Here is a 17,502-nt window from a genome sequence, read left to right as displayed (position 1 = left end):
TTTGAAAAAATTAAATGGCTGCTGACATACTGTTGTCACTTGCGCCTGTTTCCTTTGTTTCAGATTAAACATCAAAACCAGAAAACATGGAAACAAAGACAATTTCTGAAATGAGTGCGCTAACGTACACGCTTGAAACAACCCTGCAGAATATGATCGCTGATGCGGGGAACCTGCCATTCGAAATTATGGATCAAGCAAGCTCTCTCGGATTGCAACTTTCCGGGCCGCAAACCTGGATTTATAAGGATTGTTACGGCGAAGCGGACAAACCGTTCGAGCTGACCATTGCGGTGCCTGTTGTTGCTGAAAAAGGTTCTCCCGGCAAATTTAGCTTCGAAAAATTACCGGAGTTGAAGGCTTGTGCCACCATTCACAAGGGAGGATGGGATCAGATCGGCGAAACCTATACCGGATTAATGCGGGAACTCGAAAAGAAGAATCTACATTTTACTGGCTACTCGCGCGAAGTTTACCACCATTGGGATATGGATAAGCCGGAGAACAATGTGACGGAAATCCTGGTCGAAGTTAGGTAGCCATGAAACCGGTTCGGGCAGATATTCAGTTGAGAAACCGATGTTGATCAAAACAGTAATCAATCGGTATTGAAAAAGAAGCCATGAAAACAATTGAAAGCCATTATCTTTATAAGCGGAATGTCCGGAAGGGCATCCGCTTATTTTTTATTTAGACAGCAATGAACCGGATTGAACGTTTGAACGCCATTTTAATTCACTTGCAAAGTAAGCGGGTAGTAAAAGCGGCCGAGCTGGCCGACCGGTTCGGGATTAGTTTGCGCACGGTTTACCGCGATATTCGCGCTCTTGAACGTGCCGGCGTGCCAATCGGGGCGGAAGCCGGTGTCGGCTATTTCCTGATGGACAACTTTCACCTCCACCCGGTAAGCTTTACCACCCCGGAAGCTTCGGCCTTACTGATGGGAGAGAAGCTGATGGACAAGATGTCGGATCATGAAACCCGCGATTTTTACCGGTCGGCGGTGTTTAAGATCCGCGCCATTTTAAAACCGGCAGAGAAAGAATACATTGAGTCGCTGGCCAACTCCATTTCGGTTTTCAACTGGGCGACACTTTCCCCCAATTTCAACAAGCTTCATCTTTCCGAGATTCAGCAGGCCATTGCCCGGGAGCAGGTGCTGGAGATTGGCTACCAGGCCAGGTATTCCGGCGAAAACACCAGCCGACTGGTGGAGCCAATAGGCCTTTGTAATTACGATTCGCGCTGGCATTTAATCGCCTGGTGCCGCCTGCGGAGCAGTTACCGCGATTTCAGGCTCGACCGGATTGAATCGCTCCGGATTACTGATGAAGGTTTTGAAAAGCGCAAACACATCTCAATGGACGAGTATTTTGCCAATCATTCGTTTTCGTCGGCTGAAATAAATATCCGGTTCGAAATTTCGCCGGACGTCCAAAAGCTGATCGAAGAAAGTAAGTTCTGGTACGGATTCCAGGGAGAAGAATTGCTCCCGAACGGCAATTTCCTTCTCCGTTTCGGGAACAACGACCTGAATGGTTTTTCGCGATGGCTGGTGGCTGGCGGAATTTACGCAACCAGCATCGAACCGGCCGAATTAAATGAAATGATTCGTCAGCGAGTTGCCCTGCTGAACGAATTTTACGGCAAATAGAATTCTTCACTAAAAACGGGTGTCAACAACTTTCTTTCGGTGACTCCTTTTTGCCGGTTTATCACAACCGCGGATCAACGGTTTATTTTGCCGGTCCGATCAGCTTGTTCAGTTGATCATAGGCTTTATCGCAGCCTGCTATCAAATCTTTCCCGATGGTTTTGTAGTGTTCCCGAACCAGTGTCTTGTTGTCTTTTCCGTCGGGATGGTTTGCACGGTTACGCAGATCGTTGTGCAGGCTTAAAACATCTGCCACAATTTCATAAGCGCCTTCCTGGTCGGCTCCTTCAAACTCATTGATATACCGGAAGCAATCGAGGAGTACCTGTTCAACCAGGTAATCAATGTCCTTCTTTAAATTTCGGATGTTAGCCATGTTCCATAGATTTTAAATGATTTTTACTTATACGTTCGGTGGTTAAGCAGATGTTTTCGTTGACCTGCAAAATTATCTTTATTTTTTTCCCGTGTTTTCAGCTGTTGACGTAAATTTCAGTTTACCGGCATCAAGCAAAATGGCTTTTACCGAACCAATCTGAATCTTTGTTTCAACCATCACCGGCAGCCGGTTCCGGTCGGCTGTAAACCAAACCTTCATGTATTCCCCTTCGGGAAAAAAATCGCCCTGCAACAACCAAACCGATACTTTATGGCACTGAAATTTCCTGCCGGTACGTGTTTTAACTTCTTCTTTGCCAAGATAACGAAAATACAGATCTTCTATTTTATTATCGACCAGCATGGTGAAATTTATTTTCTGACCGGAGGTCATGTTGTCGAAATCGTATCCCCGGAAATGATAAGCAGAGCTTAACAAATCGTACACTCCCTCCTTGTAGGCCAGCTGATCGGTAAAAGGGGAGCTGTTTTCCCGGTGTATTTTCGAGAAGATCTTTCCGGTACGGGGCGAAAACCGGTATTCGTGGGAAGAGTGACCTTTCCCGTGGTTGACCGACCGGCGAAACCAAACCGGTTTAAAATCGGGAAACGAAACAATCGATTCGAAGGTGTCCCGAACCGAATAGAAGACGTCGTATGCCTTGTAGGTTTTCCCGATTGCTTTGAAGTTCCAGGCTGGCTGTTTATGGTAACGGATGGTATCACATGAAAAAAACACTTCGCCGGCCTGGACCCAAATGAAATGCCAGTTGTAGTAAGCGCCGTAAAGAGCTGTTTCGCCGGGGGCGAAAGGCAATTCATGTGACTGTGCCCGAAGTTGAAAAAAATTAAAAGCCAGGAAAGCAACCAATAGAAGGGCAGCCGGTTTAACGTGCCGGCGATCGTTTGCTGCCGGGTTTCTTGGCATCCTTATCTTTCTGGTCTTCATCAATCAGCTCTTTTTTGAATTGAATATCGGCAGGCAGGTCCCAACTTTCGCGAATCTCAAAGTTCGAACGAAGTTTTAAAATCTTTGGATAATAAACCACCCGTTCCGGCTGACTCCATTCGTCCAGCTTGCCGGTATCCCAGCGTCCGTTCTCATTCCGGTCGACAATCAGGCGGATCTTGAACTTCTCAGGTTTCAGGTACGGAAATTCAATTTCTCCGTCAGACCGGACCATAATCTGCTGGACAACTTCTTCTTTATCCGTATTTTTCAGTAACTGCACGATACTTGTTCCCGGGAGGTTTGAAATCATCAGGATTACTTTGGCATAGAATCCTTCTTTCTGAATTTTAAACTTCTGATTGACTGCGTTGGACGGATGCCCGGCGAAATTTTTAGCGGCAGCCGAATCGATCTGCAAACGGTATTGTTCCTCAAATTTCCAGGGAAAATCGATGACAAACTTCCGTAACGAGCTGGTATCCTGTGTTAACTGAACCGGCAGTTTTTCCTCAAGGCTGTCAACCAGTTGGAACAACAGTACTTTCGACCAGTCGAACTCAGCTAGCGGTTCCGGGGCTTCAATTCGAAGCGGGTTGTAAATATCAAAACCGTCTTTTGTGTTTAGCTTGAACGAAAAGAGAGGTGTCGGCTCTTTTTCCTTTGTTTCACGCCTTTTACGTTCCCGTTGAACCGGCGCAGAGTACATTAAACTGATGGTATCGGCTTTCGTGACCAGGTTTTTCAGGCTGTCCTGAACCTGGTATTTCAATTGAAGTTTTAAGGTATCCCGTTGGCTGATGATGGTGTCGTTTATCCACAGTTTTAACGAATCGCGCGTTGGATTATACTCGATGTACGACCAATTTGGCGAAGGTACGGGAGCTAACAGGTTCACCTGAAATGAGTCGGTAACCGATTCGGTAAAGATGAAATTGCACAAATTGGCCCGGTCTCTTTTGTAGTTGTCGAGATATTGATCATAAATTTTTTCTCCAAACAACAACAGGTAATACGGTTGTGTCGAAAATTGCAGATTCCCGGTGTCCAGTTTGAGACTGTCGGTCAGTATTGAATCCGGAACAACAGGTATCTGCGGAATGATCAGCGAATCGTGAAAAGCAATCATTTCACCGGCTTGGTTATAGGTCAGGCTGTTGTCGGTATCATCGAGTGCATACAATCGGTACGATCCGGCGGCAATGTTGGTGATCCGGTAAAATCCTTCTTCATCGGTGCGGGCAATATAATTCGGGATACTGTCGCGGAAGGCCGTCGTACTGTCGGTGGCATGAAGCAAAATCAGAATATCTTTCATGGGCTCCATGTTATCCGCCTTTCTCACGAAGCCCCCGATCTCCAGGCTGTCAAAATCGGCCCCGTTGCTAAATGAAAAGCGATAAGCCTTCAGTGCATTTTTTTCATTGTTATCCACAAGCGCATCTTTGAAGTCCAGGGAATAGGTCGTGTTTGGCTTCATGTTTTCACCCAGTTCAATGATCAGGGTTTTTGATTTGGTTTTGATGACTGGTTTCTTTTTTAAAGGCGGAGATACAACCAGTTTATTGCTGACCTCATCGGCAATAATAAATTCATCAAAGGTGAGGTTGATCGCTTTGCCGGTATAATTACGGGCATTCATTTCGGGCATCGTTTTTACAACAACCGGCGGAATGGTATCTTTATCTCCACCCGTGGGCATACCCGGGTTGGCACAAGAGGTTGTAAAAACCAGGTAAGCTACGTAAACAACGATCAGTATGGAAATTAATCTCTTCATCTTTTAAACCGATTTACGGAAGTCGGTAATACTCATTATGTTTGGACACAAACATACAAATTCATTTTGCAAGTATCGGTTTTACGCTGTTAAATAATCTAAACCGGACATTGACTACTCCACCGTGACCGATTTGGCCAGGTTGCGGGGCTGGTCGACATGGCAGCCGCGCGCCAGGGCAATGTAGTAGGCAAACAGCTGCAAGGGAACCACGGTGAGCAGGGCGGCCACGGCAGGGTGCGACGCCGGGATCTCGAACAGGTCGTCGGCCATGTTGCGCAGGCCGTTGTCGCCTTCGGTTACCACCGCAATGATGTTCCCTTTGCGGGCTTTCACCTCCTGAATGTTGCTGACCACTTTCTCGTAGTAACTGTCTTTGGCCGAAACCACCACCACCGGCAAATTATCGTCGACCAGGGCGATGGGGCCGTGTTTCATCTCGCCGGCAGCATAACCTTCGGCGTGGATGTACGAAATCTCTTTCAGCTTGAGGGCGCCTTCGAGGGCAACCGGGAACAGGTATCCGCGGCCCAGGTAAAGGGCATTCACCGCATCCTTGTATTTTTCGGCTACCTGTTTGATGTGCGGGTGCCCCAGCAGGATGGTCTGCACCTTATCGGGGATGGCCAGCATCTCGCCAATCAGCAGGTGGTAGGTTTCCCTGTCAATTTGTCCGCGTTCTTTGGCCAGCTTAAAGGCAAAAAGGGTCAGCACGGTCACCTGTGCCGTGAAGGCTTTGGTTGATGCCACCCCGATTTCGGTTCCGGCATGGGTGTAAACGCCGGCATCTGTTTCGCGGGCAATGCTCGATCCCACCACGTTGCAAATACCCAGGATCAGCGCTCCCTGCTCTTTGGCCATCTTCAGGGCGGCCATCGTGTCGGCCGTTTCGCCGCTCTGGCTGATCGCGATGATCACATCGCCCGGGTGGATGATGGGTTTGCGGTAACGAAATTCCGAGGCATATTCCACCTCAACCGGCACACGGGCATATTCTTCAATCAGGTATTCGGCCACCAGGGCGGCATGCCAGGAGGTGCCGCAGCCAATGATGATGATGCGGTTGGCAGTCACGATCCGGGGAAAAACATCCAGCAGGCCGCCCAGCACAATCTCGTCCTGGTTGGCCCTGATCCGTCCCCGGTAAGTATCCCGGATGGTTTTGGGCTGCTCAAAAATTTCTTTCAGCATGTAATGCTCAAAGTCGCCCTTGTCCAGGTCGCCAATGCCCGGATCGACCCGGGTTACCTTAAAGTTGGCCGGCGTATTGTTCAGGGTTTTCAGTGTCAGGCTGCCTTTTTCAACAATGGCCACGTCGCCGTCGTTCAGGTAAATCATGCTGTCGGTGTATTCCACGATCGGGCTGGCATCGGAGGCCAGGAAATATTCGCCCTGCCCGATGCCGATCACCAGCGGACTGCCCATGCGGGCGGCAATCATCCGTTCGTTCTCGTCTGAACACAGGGCCACGATACCGTAGGCGCCAACCACTTTCGACAAGGCCAGGCGAACGGCAATCTCGGCATTAGCCGCTTCTTCCAGTTGGTAAAAGTATTCGATCAGGTTCACCAGCACTTCGGTATCGGTTTCGGTTTGAAAAACGTAGCCTTTGCCCTGGAGGTCTTTTTTTAGTTGCGCATAATTCTCGATGATCCCGTTGTGAACCAGCACGAACTTGCCGTTCATGGATTGGTGCGGGTGGGCATTGATGTCGTTGGGCTCGCCGTGGGTGGCCCAGCGCGTATGGCCGATGCCCATCTGACCGCTGAGGTCTTTCCCTTCAACCCAGGCTTCCAGATCGCTTACTCTGCCTTTCTTTTTATATGCTTTCAGCGAGGAGTTGTAAACCGCAATACCGGCCGAGTCGTAACCCCGGTATTCCAACCGCTGCAAGCCTTTGATCAGCACCGGGTACGCCTGCTGACCGCCTATATAACCGACAATGCCACACATGTTTTTCTGTTTTGAGAGGGTAGAGCTTCGGAGTATTCGCCGACAGACTACCCTTATCTGATTAACTTAATTTTGTATGTTGAATAAAATTTCGGCTAATATCCGCAATAATTCTGATTACGTCAATATTTACAGGTGATTTAACCCTTTTTGTGACCGAACTAAAATACCTTCTCGTAAAAATCGTCGTAGGCGTCAATGTAGGTTTCTTCCGGTTGGTATCCTAAAAACAATTTGTTCCGGTCGGCAATATAGGCTGAGAGTTCAGGATTTATACTTTCGCTTCCCTGGATCACGCCATCGGCGTACTCAATGGCCAGTTTCGACATATTTTCGTAGCTGGGTTCATTCAGCAGGCTGATTTCTTTCGTGGTAAGCCCGTCGATCAGTACATTTTGTTTCACGTTGGAATTTAACGGTTTCTTAAAGTTTTCATTGTAAACCGAATAGATCACCTTTGAATTGGCAAATAACGGATCGTCGTCGTAAGCCTTTTTAATATAAAGAGGTACCAATGAGCTGAGCCATCCGTGACAATGAATCAGATCGGGAGCCCAGCGTAACTTAATTACGGTTTCGAGCACACCGCGGGCAAAAAAGACGGCCCGTTCATCATTGTCGTCAAATTCTTTCCCCTTACTGTCTTTCAGGATATTTTTTCGGTGGAAATAATCTTCATTATCAATAAAATAAACCTGCATACGGGCTGCCTGAATAGAAGCAACTTTGATGATCAAAGGATGGTCTGCATCGTTAATTACCAGGTTCATCCCGGATAAACGGATGACCTCGTGTAATTGATTCCGCCGCTCATTAACACTTCCATACCGGGGCATAAAAGTCCTAATTTCCCTACCTTTCTCCTGAATACCTTGCGGTAGATACCTCGATTTTACGGACATTTCGGATTCGGGGAGATAAGGTGTAATTTCTTGAGAGATGAATAAGACTCTTTTCTTTTCCATGAAAAAATGCTGAATTTGATTGTGCAAAATTAATAAAAATATGGTGAATATTCAATTCTGCTTAATTACAGCTCAGTTGGAAGACGAAACCTGGCTGCTTTCGTTTTATTTTGATTTATTTATTTACTTTGCAGCCTAATTTTTTTGCCACATGCTGGTAGTAAACGAAATAAGCGAATTAAGGTTGCTCATTGAGGGGCAAAAGGAAAAAGGCATGACGATTGGCTTCGTCCCTACGATGGGGGCGCTTCATGCCGGCCACCTTTCTCTGGTTGAGGAAGCGGGTAAACAAACTGATTTTGTAGTGGTCAGCATTTTTGTAAATCCAACTCAGTTCAACGATCTGAACGATTTAAAAAAATACCCGAAAAACCTGAAAGCAGACCTGAAGTTACTGGATTCCACTGCCTGCCGGCTGGTGTTTGCTCCCGAAGTGGAAACTATCTATCCGGAACCTGATACCCGTCAATTCAATTTCGGGCAGTTGGAAACCGTGATGGAAGGCCAATTCAGGCCGGGCCACTTTAACGGAGTGGCGCAGGTGGTCAGCAAACTGTTTATGATGGTTGAACCGGATAAGGCTTTTTTCGGGTTGAAAGACTTTCAACAGCTTGTCATTGTAAAATCAATGGTAAAACAATTAAATTTGCCCGTTGAAATTGTTGCTTGTCCGATCATGCGCGAAAAAAGCGGTTTGGCCATGAGTTCGCGGAATGAGCGGTTGACAGCAGAACAAAGGGAAAATGCAGCTTTGATCTATAAAACCTTAGTGGAAGCCAGGAACAAAGCAAACGAAATGAGCGTAGAAGAACTTAAAAACCGGGTGGTTGAACGGATTAATGACAACGAGTACCTGGAAACTGAGTATTTTGAAATAGTTGACGATGAGGAGCTGAACCCGGTAACGCAGTGGAACCAACCGGTAAACAAAGTCGGTTGTATTGCTGTTTTCTGTGGGGAGGTTCGTTTAATAGACAATCTGGTTTTCAATATAAATTAATGCAAGATGTATATTGAAGTTTGTAAATCGAAAATACACAAGGTAAGTGTTACTGAAGCAAATTTGCAGTACGTAGGAAGTATTACAATCGATGAGGATTTGATGGATGCTGCCAATTTGATCGAAAACGAAAAAGTTCAGGTGGTGAACATCAACAATGGAGAGCGGCTGGAGACTTATGTCATTAAAGGGAAAAGAGGCTCTGGTGTCATTTGTCTGAATGGCCCCGCTGCCCGGAAGGTGGCTGTTGGTGACGTGGTTATTATCATCTCCTATGCCCTGATGGACTTTGAAGAGGCTAAAACCTTCAAACCTCAATTGGTATTTCCCGACATTGAAACAAACAGGATCGTGTAAACGATCAGGAATAAAAAATAAGCAAACCCCGGGGTAATTGATTATTCCGGGGTTTCTTCTTGTTAGGCTGCCACATTCATCCGTGCAGATGGGAACTAATAAAACGGAATAGTTTATTTTTACAAGGTGTTTTGTCCGGTTGCGAAAAGCATTGGCAGGAGTATTTTTTCTTGTTGGCTGTATTCGTAAGGTACCGGAGGATATGAGATACGGAAATTTCCGGCTCGTTTGTTTCATGAAAAGACAGATCAGTTGTATGGCAAAACCAAAAACCGTTTATACCTGCCAAAGCTGTGGCAGCCAGTCGCCCAAATGGGTAGGCCGTTGCAGCAATTGCGGCGAATGGAATACTTTTATTGAAGAAGTTCAGGTAAAAGAAATCAAAAGTCCGCTGCCATCGCGGACCGCCAGCGGTGCGCAGCCGCAGAAACTGTCGGAAGTCGGCGCCGGACAGGTTGAACGGATTGACACCCTTAACTCCGAGCTCAACCGGGTGCTGGGCGGAGGACTGGTCCCCGGCTCGCTGGTGCTGGTTGGCGGCGAGCCCGGCATTGGGAAATCTACCCTGGTGTTGCAGGTGGCTTTGGATCTGAAAGACCGAAAAATTCTCTATGTTTCGGGCGAAGAAAGTATTCAGCAGATTAAAATCAGGGCTAACCGGCTGAACCGGGAGAATGACAACTGCTACTTTCTCAGCGAAACCTCGCTCGAAAACATCCTGACCCATTGCGAACACCTGGAACCCGAGTTACTGATTGTCGACTCGATCCAGACAGTGGCAACATCTTACATCGAATCGTCGCCGGGTACGGTGAGCCAAATCCGGGAGTGCGCCAACGGAATCATGAAATTTGCCAAAGAACGCCGGGTTCCGGTGATCCTGATCGGGCATATCACCAAAGAGGGAAACCTGGCCGGCCCCAAGGTGCTGGAACACATGGTAGACACGGTACTTCAGTTTGAAGGCGAAAACCAGTATATGTACCGGATCCTGCGATCAATTAAAAACCGCTTTGGATCGACCTCGGAGCTGGGCATCTTTGAGATGGACAATACCGGCATGCGCGAGGTGAGCAATCCTTCGGAACTGCTGATCAACCGCGATGATGAAGGGCTGAGCGGAACGGCGATTGCCTGCGCCATTGAGGGAAACCGCCCGCTGCTGATCGAAATCCAGTCGTTGGTAAGTACCGCCGTTTACGGGACCCCGCAGCGATCGTCTACCGGTTTCGACCTGCGTCGGATGAATATGCTCCTGGCTGTGCTGGAAAAGCGGGCAGGCTTTAAGCTGGGCGCCAAGGATGTTTTTTTGAATATTGCAGGAGGTATAAAAGTTGATGACCCGGCCATTGACCTGGCTGTAATCTCGGCAGTCCTTTCCTCCAATTTTGACCTGTCCGTTGAAAAATCAATTTGTTTTGCCGGCGAAGTTGGTCTTTCAGGTGAAATCCGGGCCGTTAACCGCCTGGACCAACGAATTGCCGAAGCCGAAAAACTCGGAATGAAACGGATTTTTATTCCGCGAAACGGGAAAGCCCTGAACCTGAAAAAATTTAACATCCAAATCGAACAGGTGTCGCGCGTGGATGATTTCTTCCGGAAATTGTTCCGGAAATAAAGGCTTACAACAAACAACTCAAATCGGTGCCGGCAGTAAAGTGGATGGCCTGCATTCCGGTTTGCCGGGCTCCCTGGACGTTTTCCTGTTTTCGTCAATGGGACACCTAAATTTCAATTTACAGTTTTGGATTGGATTATAATATCATATAGTTCCTGTTGCTCGCTATCCATTCTTAACATTCGAGCTTTGGTATCTTTCGAGTAGGGTAATTGATAAAGGATTTGGTACATATTGTGCGTTATTTCTTGTGCCCTTTTCAAACTAATGACCGATTTTTTGGCCTTGAGCAATCTTTCCAATTCGAGCATTACCGTATATGCAGTGAAACAGATGCAAATGTGGGCTTCGATCCTGTTATATAGCCGATGGTATATTGGACGTACCCTAAGATCGGTTTTGTTCATACGAAAAGCACGTTCAATAAACCATAAGTTCCTGTAATTTGCGATCACCTGTTTTGCCTGAAGGGCAGTGTTGGTCAAGTATCCTTTTATGCCATCCCAGGCGGCATCGGCATTGAACTTTTCCAAATCAATAGAGATGGTAACTATCCCTTCCATCTTTAAATACTTGTTGTATCCCTTGTTGTTGATGTTTGATTTGGTCAGTTTTCCGCTGTTCAGGCGCTTGGTCAGCCTGTCCAATCCACGTTTGCGGTTATGGGCATCTTTGGACATCCGCTTGTTTGTCCGGGACAAAACCAACCGGGTGGCCCCTGTTTTCTTTATCGTCCGCACATCACCGTCTTTTAAATCAAAGGCAAGAATCTTTTGCTTGATCAAGTCGTTTTCGTTTTTGGGGCGTGCCCCAAGGATATATTCATACCCGTTCTCTTCCAATGCCAAGATGTTTTTCTTAGACAAAAGGCCAGAATCGGCAATGACAACGGGTTTTCCAAGGTTATACCGCTCTTCCATGCGTTGCAGTACCGGGATAAAAGTATTTCCCTCGAAAATATTCCCTTCAAACAGTTCATAACCGATGGGGTTCCCGCCCTGGCCAACCAACAAGCCAAGAAAAATCTGGGGGCATTGATGTTTGCCGTCCTTTGAGAAACCGGTTTTCCGAAGATCGTCTTCGTCGCTTGATTCAAAATAGAGCGTGGTCATGTCGTAGAAAACCACATCGATCTTCCCTCCCAGCACACGAAGCATATGGGAATAGGAGATATCTTCCACCTGCTTTTTTATGTCGGGGATCCCATCTGGTTGGCTTTCCACTGCCTCCCTGCGGAAGCACAGGTTGTCCAGAAACCGGTAAATCTTACTGATGTTATAGACAACGCCTTGATAACGGAAAAGGTAATCGATCGTTTTCAGCTTGCTGCCCGGATTAAACAGCCGGGTTATAACCAGATGCCGGAACAACTCATTGTGGATACGGCCATAGCCGATCCGGTCATAAAGTGTCCCAAATATGATTTCAGGGCCTATGACTTGTATCTGTGAGTTGGAAATGGTTGATAGGAAGTCCTCCAGCTTGATTTCATCTTCATCCTCAAAAAGAGACCTGTTTGTTCCGGTAAGTTCGCGTACATGTTGGCGAGCTTTCTCTTCTAAACGGACAACTTCCGCCTCGGTCCTCCCTGCACCCAAACTTTTGATTACCCGGTAACGCCCATGGCTCTTGTCAACAACCTGGACACTGACCGATCCCGTTTTATTTGCTTTGCGACGAACAAACATGCAACAAAAATAGCCATGAGACACCCAAAATCAAAATAAAACAAGCCTATTTTATTCTGCTTCAATTAGATATAAATTATCGGAAAAAAAGTGACGAAAACAGGTGGATGGCCTGCATTCCGGTTTGCCGGGCTCCCTGGACGTTTTCTTCCGAATCGTCGATAAACAGCGTTTCGTTGGCATTTAAACCGGCATCGTTTAGTACGTGCTGAAATGCCTGCAACTTAGGTTTCCGAACACCCATCCGGTTTGAATAATACACTTTGTCGAACAGATCGTCGATCGGATAACCAAATTCCTTCAAAAACAAATCCCGGAAGTGATTTACATGAATGGCATTGGTATTTGAAAAGAGGAAAAGGCGGTATGTTGACCTAAGCTGGTGGAGAAGCCGTATTTTTTCAGCCCTGAAGTCAAGGATCATCGCGCACCAGGCCTGGTCAATCTCCCGATCGGGGGCGTGGATTGGCAACAAATTTCTGATGCCGTCCCGAAAAGCCTGGTCGCTGATCCGGCCCTGCTCCATCTGCAGAAATACCTCGTGTTCGTATCCCCATCCACCCGGTTTAATCAAATCGGGCATACCCATTTCCCGAAAGGCTTTAATTGATAAGTCGGGGTTAATATGGAGCAACACCCCGCCCAGATCGAAAATAATATTCCTGATCGTCCAGTCTGTTTGTTTCATGTTGGCAAAACTAAATAAAGTCGGCCAATTTTTGGTTTACCTTCCGAAACCTTCAGAATAGCTTAATAAATGATGATCTTTTTGGCTCGTTCCTGATTTACTTTCAGGAAGTAAACTCCCGGGATAAACGCCCCGAGCGTGATCTGATAATTTTTAACCGGCGCCACCGGTTTTGTCAGTACCAACTGTCCGGAGCTTGAAAAAAGCTGAATTTGTCTGATTTCATCGATGGATTGGATCGTGATTTGGCGGTGTGCCGGATTTGGGAAAACAATCCACGAGGTTTCATCCCCCGGAACATCGGGTAACGGATCGGGCGCCTGTAAAATCAGGTTTTTCAATTGAAATGTGCCGCCGCTGCTTTGTCCGGCATCACCCGTATTGATGTAGATACGTATTTGCCTGATTTGGTCAAGACGAAATGCACCGTCGTCTCTCTCCTTGAACTCGTGCGAATAGGGGTGATACAGCCCATCCGCAGCAAACTGACTGATTTTAAAAATTTGGCTGAGGTTGATGTTCCCGTTGATGTCGAGCAAGTCGATCCGCAAATTGACTGGTGGATTATTCGGGTCGACTTGCAGATCGAAGGTCATTTGACCGTGGTCTGAAAGATCAGCTATCCCGTTAAAATCATAAGAAATGAAGGCGTTCATTGACGGAACCGGCACCTGGAAATCAACGGTCAGGATATGACCGGCATGATACAGGTCAATGGTGTTACCGTTGCCTGGACTGGCTTTCCACAGAAGTTCGCCATTGAAATTTGCCGGGTGTATTTCCAGTTGTTCGGATTCGGGTTTGAATTGATAATCGACATGAAAAGCGTCGGAGAAAACCGTTTCGCAGGCAGTACGTATTTCCAGCAGGAGATCTCCCGGGACATCGTTCCACTGAACGGTAATCCGGGCGGTTCCCTCTCCGTTGACGATGGAAACACCCTCCGGTAAATGCCAAAAGTACGAAGCTCCTTCAACCGGATCAACCGCGTATTCGCCAACCTGGTTCCTGACACGGATGGCCGGCCCGGTGATAACCGGTTTTGGCAGCTTGGGTTTATAGATCCGTACATAATCAATTTCCATGGTCGCTTCGGTCAGGTTCGGATCAATTCCCTGTGCAGCGCCCCAGTTACCGCCAACAGCAATATTCAGTAGCAGGTGAAAGCGTTTGTCAAAAGGCCATTCTTTGTACGTTTTATGTTCATTATTGAAGGTGAAATACAACTGATCGTCGATGTACCATTTGATTTTGTCAGGTTCCCACTCGATGGCGTAAACATGAAAGGCGGACTGAGCATCGGGAACGGTTGTGCTTGCTCCCTTTTGGGTGCCGATTGAATGATAATAGGCTTCGGTATGAACCGTGCCGTGAATCACCCCCGGATCGTAGCCGACATGCTCCATGATGTCGATTTCGCCGCTGGCCGGCCAGCCACCGTATTCCCAGTCGGTAGGCAACATCCAGATGGCCGGCCATGTGCCTTTACCGATAGGTAATTTTGCCTTCACCTCAATTCGGCCGTACAACCAGTCGCCTTTCTGACGTGTGACCAGGCGGGCGGAGGTCCAGTTTCCGTTTGTTTTGACAGCCTGAATAAAAAGGCGGCCGTTCTCTATCCACGAATTGCTGCGGTTGTCGGTATAGGTTTGCAGCTCGTTATTTCCCCAGCCTCCGCCTCCCAGGTCGTAAGCCCATCGGTCGGCAGAAGGCGCTCCGTTGGTATCAAATTCATCAAACCAAACCGGCTGCAAACAATCAGCTTGCTGCGCCCGGCTTCGATTAGCGGCGCTGAACAAAACAAGAATGAGAAAACTGTATAAAAAAATGGGTTTAATGACTTGCATAATACCTTAGTTCTTCTGGTAAACACGTACATAGTCAACCACCATGTTTTGCGGGAAGACAGAGTCATCAATGCCTTTTTGTCCGCCCCAACTCCCTCCAACCGCCACATTAAGCAGCAAATGAAAGCGTTTATCGAAAGGCCATTCGTTGGATGAGGTTTTTTCGTTGGCAAAGGTGAAATAGTGTTGATTGTCCACAAAAATCCTGATTTGGTCAGGTTCCCACTCCATTTGGTAAACATGGAATTTATCGTAACAATCGGGGAGGACGATGCTGTCGGGTTGCTGAGTTTGAATGCTGTGGTTATAGCTGCGGGTATGCACGGTAGCCAGGATGGTATCCGGCATGTAACCCACATTTTCCATGATATCAATTTCGCCGCTGGCCGGCCAGCCGCCGTATTCCCAATTCGAAGGTAACATCCAGATGGCCGGCCACATGCCTCGCCCACGGGGTAATTTGGCCCTGATTTCGAACCATCCGTAACGCCAGTCGCCTTTCCCTTTGGTCGTCAGTCGGGCTGAGGTATATTCTTTCCCCTCATAGGTTTCTTTTCTTGCGGTAATATACAATTTGCCGTTTTTCACCCGGGCATTCAGTTTTCGTGCATCGGTATAAAATTGTGCTTCATTATTTCCCCATCCCCATGCATTTCCTTCGGTATCAAAATTCCATTTGGCAGTGTCGGGTAGGCCGGAATAGTTAAACTCATCGGCCCACACCAACTCATATCCGGCACGGGTTAATTCATGACTCGCATTTCTCATGTTGTTGCATGAAATACTGATCAGGAAGAGAAGGAAAATGAAAGGAGTTTGCTTTGCCATAACGATGCTTTTGCTTTATGTATGCGTGTTATCTATTTTCAGAATGATCAGTTTACTGTGGTCGTGAAAATTTGATGTAATTCAGGTTAAAGTTACCGTCTTCCACGTAAAATTTCAGTTTCTGAGTTCCTTTTTCCAGCACGACCTGGTCAACTGTTACGTCTGTCCAGCTTTGGTTACCGCTTGTCGCGTTTGCAACAACAGTCCCGGTCAGGTTACGGCCATTGATGCTCAGGTGAAATTTCCCGGTTCCGGAGGCTCCGGCTACCCGGAAGGTCACCCGGTATGCGCCGGCCTGTTTTACATCCACTGTATAAATCATCCATTCCACTGCATCGATCCAACCTATATTGTAGCCGTTTCCCAGAGGTGATTCGTCGCTGCATGGTTCAATATCCACGCCGTCGTTCCGGTAGGCGCGGCCATGATTCCAGTTTACTCCGCCGGCATTTCCGCTTGTGTTGATGAAGTCCTGATCACGATAAGCGGCCTCATGTCGTCCCATATCAAAATCGGAGGCGTGGATCACTCCCGGAATTTCCTGTTTTTTGTAAGGAATCGTGGTGCTTTCGGTTTGTTGGCGGAACATGGCGTCAATAACATCCGGATGATATTCGCAATTTTCGATCATCAGGTTTTCGGTTATTTGCATCAGGGTTTGATAACAAAAATCCGGATCGGGAGTCCCGCCACTTCTCCAGGTATTCAATAACTGGCTGTATTCGGGTGTTTGAACGACGGTAAGCGGTCCGACCACCGAACCGATCTTTTTCAGGGGCCACCACGACCAGCCGATCTTTTCCGATTCGAGCGTGTGGATGGTTTCATAAAACCACTGGTTTGAGTTTTCACCCGATTCACCCATCCAAATGGGAATATGGTGTTCGTCGCGCCAGCCCAGAAACTCATCGATCGTGTTTTTTCCGGTTCCGTTCCAGTATTTGTGGAAACTGTATGCCATGTTGTCGTCCCAGGGCGGGAACAGATCATTCATATTATTGGCCCAGCAGTTTCCTTCAATAAAAATGAGGTGGTTTTGATCGACCTCGCGGATGGCATTGGTAATCCGGATCATCAGTTCGCGGAGCGGTTCGTTGCGGCTGTCGCAGCCATTGGGGTGAGATCCGGTGAAGTTCCAGTTGGTTTCGTTGATCAGATCGTAACCGCCGATATATTTCTCGCCGGCGTAACGTTCGGCCAGTTTTCGCCACAGGGCGACGGTTTTACGTTTGTTTTCTTCGCTTTCCCACAACGATGGTTTATCGGGGTTGTAATCCGAGATATCGGCATTTCTGCCTTGTCCGCCCGGAGCGGCATGTAAATCGAGGATGACGTACATGTGATGTGCTTTACACCATTCCAACAGATCGTCGAGCATCAGAAAACCTTTATCCAGCCAGGTATCTTCTCCTGGTATCGGTTCTTCTTCGACGGGAAGCGTAAACAGGTTGTAGTGCAGGGCCGGACGAACCGCATTGAAACCCCACGAAGCCAGGGAGTCAATATCGGTTTGGGTGCAATGGTTGGCCAGCCAGGCGTCATAAAATTCATCGGTCCGTTCTTTGCCCATCGAGGCGTCCATCAGAGCCCTGATTTTGTATTGGGTACCTGCAAATCCTCCGGTTCCCAGCATGTAGCCCTCTTGCAGCATCCAGCCGCCAAGACCCATGCTGCGGATGATAAATTCGTCCCCGTTCCCATCAACAATATATTTTCCGTCACGGTGCAGATACTGGGCTACCGCCAGTTGGTTCATCATCAGAAACAGGATCGTTAGTTTCAGTACTTGTTTCATAA

General features: G+C 47.5%; 15 protein-coding genes. 5 read left to right on the top strand and 10 right to left on the bottom strand.

The features are described 5' to 3' along the window. Positions 1–86: 86 nt before the first annotated feature. A complete protein-coding gene (locus tag ACOIT5_RS06705; RefSeq protein ID WP_423129703.1) occupies positions 87–539 on the top strand; it encodes a GyrI-like domain-containing protein in 453 nt (150 codons plus the stop codon). A gap of 161 nt (positions 540–700) precedes the next feature. Continuing rightward, positions 701–1,654 (top strand): helix-turn-helix transcriptional regulator, encoded by a 954-nt coding sequence (locus ACOIT5_RS06700; RefSeq protein WP_423129702.1) that lies wholly within the window; start codon positions 701–703, stop codon positions 1,652–1,654. An 82-nt stretch (positions 1,655–1,736) separates the two neighbouring features. Here ACOIT5_RS06700 and ACOIT5_RS06695 read toward each other — a convergent pair whose 3' ends face one another. The 5 genes from ACOIT5_RS06695 to ACOIT5_RS06675 all read right to left on the bottom strand — a co-directional run bounded on the left by ACOIT5_RS06695 (position 1,737) and on the right by ACOIT5_RS06675 (position 7,679). After that, positions 1,737–2,030, bottom strand: a complete 294-nt coding sequence (locus tag ACOIT5_RS06695; protein WP_423129701.1) for a hypothetical protein — start codon at positions 2,028–2,030, stop codon at positions 1,737–1,739. Positions 2,031–2,108: 78 nt separating this feature from the next. Further along, positions 2,109–2,960, bottom strand: coding sequence for a DUF3108 domain-containing protein (locus ACOIT5_RS06690; protein WP_423129700.1), 852 nt, complete (start codon positions 2,958–2,960; stop codon positions 2,109–2,111). Continuing rightward, positions 2,920–4,761: an Ig-like domain-containing domain gene (locus ACOIT5_RS06685; protein WP_423129699.1), complete on the bottom strand. Its 1,842-nt coding sequence runs from the start codon at positions 4,759–4,761 to the stop codon at positions 2,920–2,922. Before ACOIT5_RS06685 ends, ACOIT5_RS06690 begins: the two co-directional genes overlap by 41 nt. A 114-nt stretch (positions 4,762–4,875) precedes the next feature. Next, positions 4,876–6,714, bottom strand: a complete 1,839-nt coding sequence (glmS, locus tag ACOIT5_RS06680; protein WP_423129698.1) for a glutamine--fructose-6-phosphate transaminase (isomerizing) — start codon at positions 6,712–6,714, stop codon at positions 4,876–4,878. Positions 6,715–6,875: 161 nt separating this feature from the next. Next, positions 6,876–7,679, bottom strand: a complete 804-nt coding sequence (locus ACOIT5_RS06675; RefSeq protein ID WP_423129697.1) for a glycogen/starch synthase — start codon at positions 7,677–7,679, stop codon at positions 6,876–6,878. Positions 7,680–7,830: 151 nt separating this feature from the next. On the opposite strand from ACOIT5_RS06675, the gene panC reads away from it, so the two are divergent. From panC to radA, 3 genes are all read left to right on the top strand, one after another. Then, positions 7,831–8,679: a pantoate--beta-alanine ligase gene (panC, locus tag ACOIT5_RS06670; RefSeq protein ID WP_423129696.1), complete on the top strand. Its 849-nt coding sequence runs from the start codon at positions 7,831–7,833 to the stop codon at positions 8,677–8,679. Between the two features lie 6 nt (positions 8,680–8,685). After that, positions 8,686–9,036 (top strand): aspartate 1-decarboxylase, encoded by a 351-nt coding sequence (gene panD, locus ACOIT5_RS06665; protein ID WP_423129695.1) that lies wholly within the window; start codon positions 8,686–8,688, stop codon positions 9,034–9,036. 256 nt (positions 9,037–9,292) lie between these two features. Beyond that, entirely contained in the window at positions 9,293–10,654 is a 1,362-nt protein-coding gene (radA, locus tag ACOIT5_RS06660) for a DNA repair protein RadA (protein ID WP_423129694.1), read from the top strand. Positions 10,655–10,767: 113 nt separating this feature from the next. Here radA and ACOIT5_RS06655 read toward each other — a convergent pair whose 3' ends face one another. The 5 genes from ACOIT5_RS06655 to ACOIT5_RS06635 all read right to left on the bottom strand — a co-directional run bounded on the left by ACOIT5_RS06655 (position 10,768) and on the right by ACOIT5_RS06635 (position 17,500). After that, a complete protein-coding gene (locus tag ACOIT5_RS06655) occupies positions 10,768–12,342 on the bottom strand; it encodes an IS1634 family transposase (protein ID WP_423129693.1) in 1,575 nt (524 codons plus the stop codon). Between the two features lie 76 nt (positions 12,343–12,418). Then, positions 12,419–13,030, bottom strand: a complete 612-nt coding sequence (locus ACOIT5_RS06650) for an HAD family hydrolase (protein WP_423129692.1) — start codon at positions 13,028–13,030, stop codon at positions 12,419–12,421. 62 nt (positions 13,031–13,092) lie between these two features. Continuing rightward, complete coding sequence (locus ACOIT5_RS06645) at positions 13,093–14,877, bottom strand: family 16 glycosylhydrolase (RefSeq protein ID WP_423129691.1); 1,785 nt, start codon at positions 14,875–14,877, stop codon at positions 13,093–13,095. 6 nt (positions 14,878–14,883) lie between these two features. Beyond that, positions 14,884–15,705 (bottom strand): glycoside hydrolase family 16 protein, encoded by an 822-nt coding sequence (locus ACOIT5_RS06640; RefSeq protein WP_423129690.1) that lies wholly within the window; start codon positions 15,703–15,705, stop codon positions 14,884–14,886. 52 nt (positions 15,706–15,757) lie between these two features. Then, positions 15,758–17,500, bottom strand: coding sequence for a cellulase family glycosylhydrolase (locus ACOIT5_RS06635; protein ID WP_423129689.1), 1,743 nt, complete (start codon positions 17,498–17,500; stop codon positions 15,758–15,760). Positions 17,501–17,502 lie beyond the last annotated feature (2 nt).

This window comes from Gaoshiqia hydrogeniformans (assembly GCF_049347105.1).
GTDB lineage: Bacteria > Bacteroidota > Bacteroidia > Bacteroidales > Prolixibacteraceae > Gaoshiqia > Gaoshiqia hydrogeniformans.
The sequence above is the reverse complement of the archived record's forward strand: the minus strand, read 5'-3'. Positions and strand labels throughout refer to the sequence as shown.

Coding starts and splice junctions, on each gene's coding strand:
- panC (WP_423129696.1), top strand. CDS start 7,831: ATGCTGGTAGTAAACGAAATAAGCGAATTAAGGTTGCTCATTGAGGGG.
- ACOIT5_RS06650 (WP_423129692.1), bottom strand. CDS start 13,030: ATGAAACAAACAGACTGGACGATCAGGAATATTATTTTCGATCTGGGC.
- glmS (WP_423129698.1), bottom strand. CDS start 6,714: ATGTGTGGCATTGTCGGTTATATAGGCGGTCAGCAGGCGTACCCGGTG.
- ACOIT5_RS06700 (WP_423129702.1), top strand. CDS start 701: ATGAACCGGATTGAACGTTTGAACGCCATTTTAATTCACTTGCAAAGT.
- ACOIT5_RS06685 (WP_423129699.1), bottom strand. CDS start 4,761: ATGAAGAGATTAATTTCCATACTGATCGTTGTTTACGTAGCTTACCTG.
- radA (WP_423129694.1), top strand. CDS start 9,293: ATGGCAAAACCAAAAACCGTTTATACCTGCCAAAGCTGTGGCAGCCAG.
- panD (WP_423129695.1), top strand. CDS start 8,686: ATGTATATTGAAGTTTGTAAATCGAAAATACACAAGGTAAGTGTTACT.
- ACOIT5_RS06655 (WP_423129693.1), bottom strand. CDS start 12,342: ATGTTTGTTCGTCGCAAAGCAAATAAAACGGGATCGGTCAGTGTCCAG.
- ACOIT5_RS06705 (WP_423129703.1), top strand. CDS start 87: ATGGAAACAAAGACAATTTCTGAAATGAGTGCGCTAACGTACACGCTT.
- ACOIT5_RS06640 (WP_423129690.1), bottom strand. CDS start 15,705: ATGGCAAAGCAAACTCCTTTCATTTTCCTTCTCTTCCTGATCAGTATT.
- ACOIT5_RS06635 (WP_423129689.1), bottom strand. CDS start 17,500: ATGAAACAAGTACTGAAACTAACGATCCTGTTTCTGATGATGAACCAA.
- ACOIT5_RS06645 (WP_423129691.1), bottom strand. CDS start 14,877: ATGCAAGTCATTAAACCCATTTTTTTATACAGTTTTCTCATTCTTGTT.
- ACOIT5_RS06695 (WP_423129701.1), bottom strand. CDS start 2,030: ATGGCTAACATCCGAAATTTAAAGAAGGACATTGATTACCTGGTTGAA.
- ACOIT5_RS06690 (WP_423129700.1), bottom strand. CDS start 2,960: ATGCCAAGAAACCCGGCAGCAAACGATCGCCGGCACGTTAAACCGGCT.
- ACOIT5_RS06675 (WP_423129697.1), bottom strand. CDS start 7,679: ATGGAAAAGAAAAGAGTCTTATTCATCTCTCAAGAAATTACACCTTAT.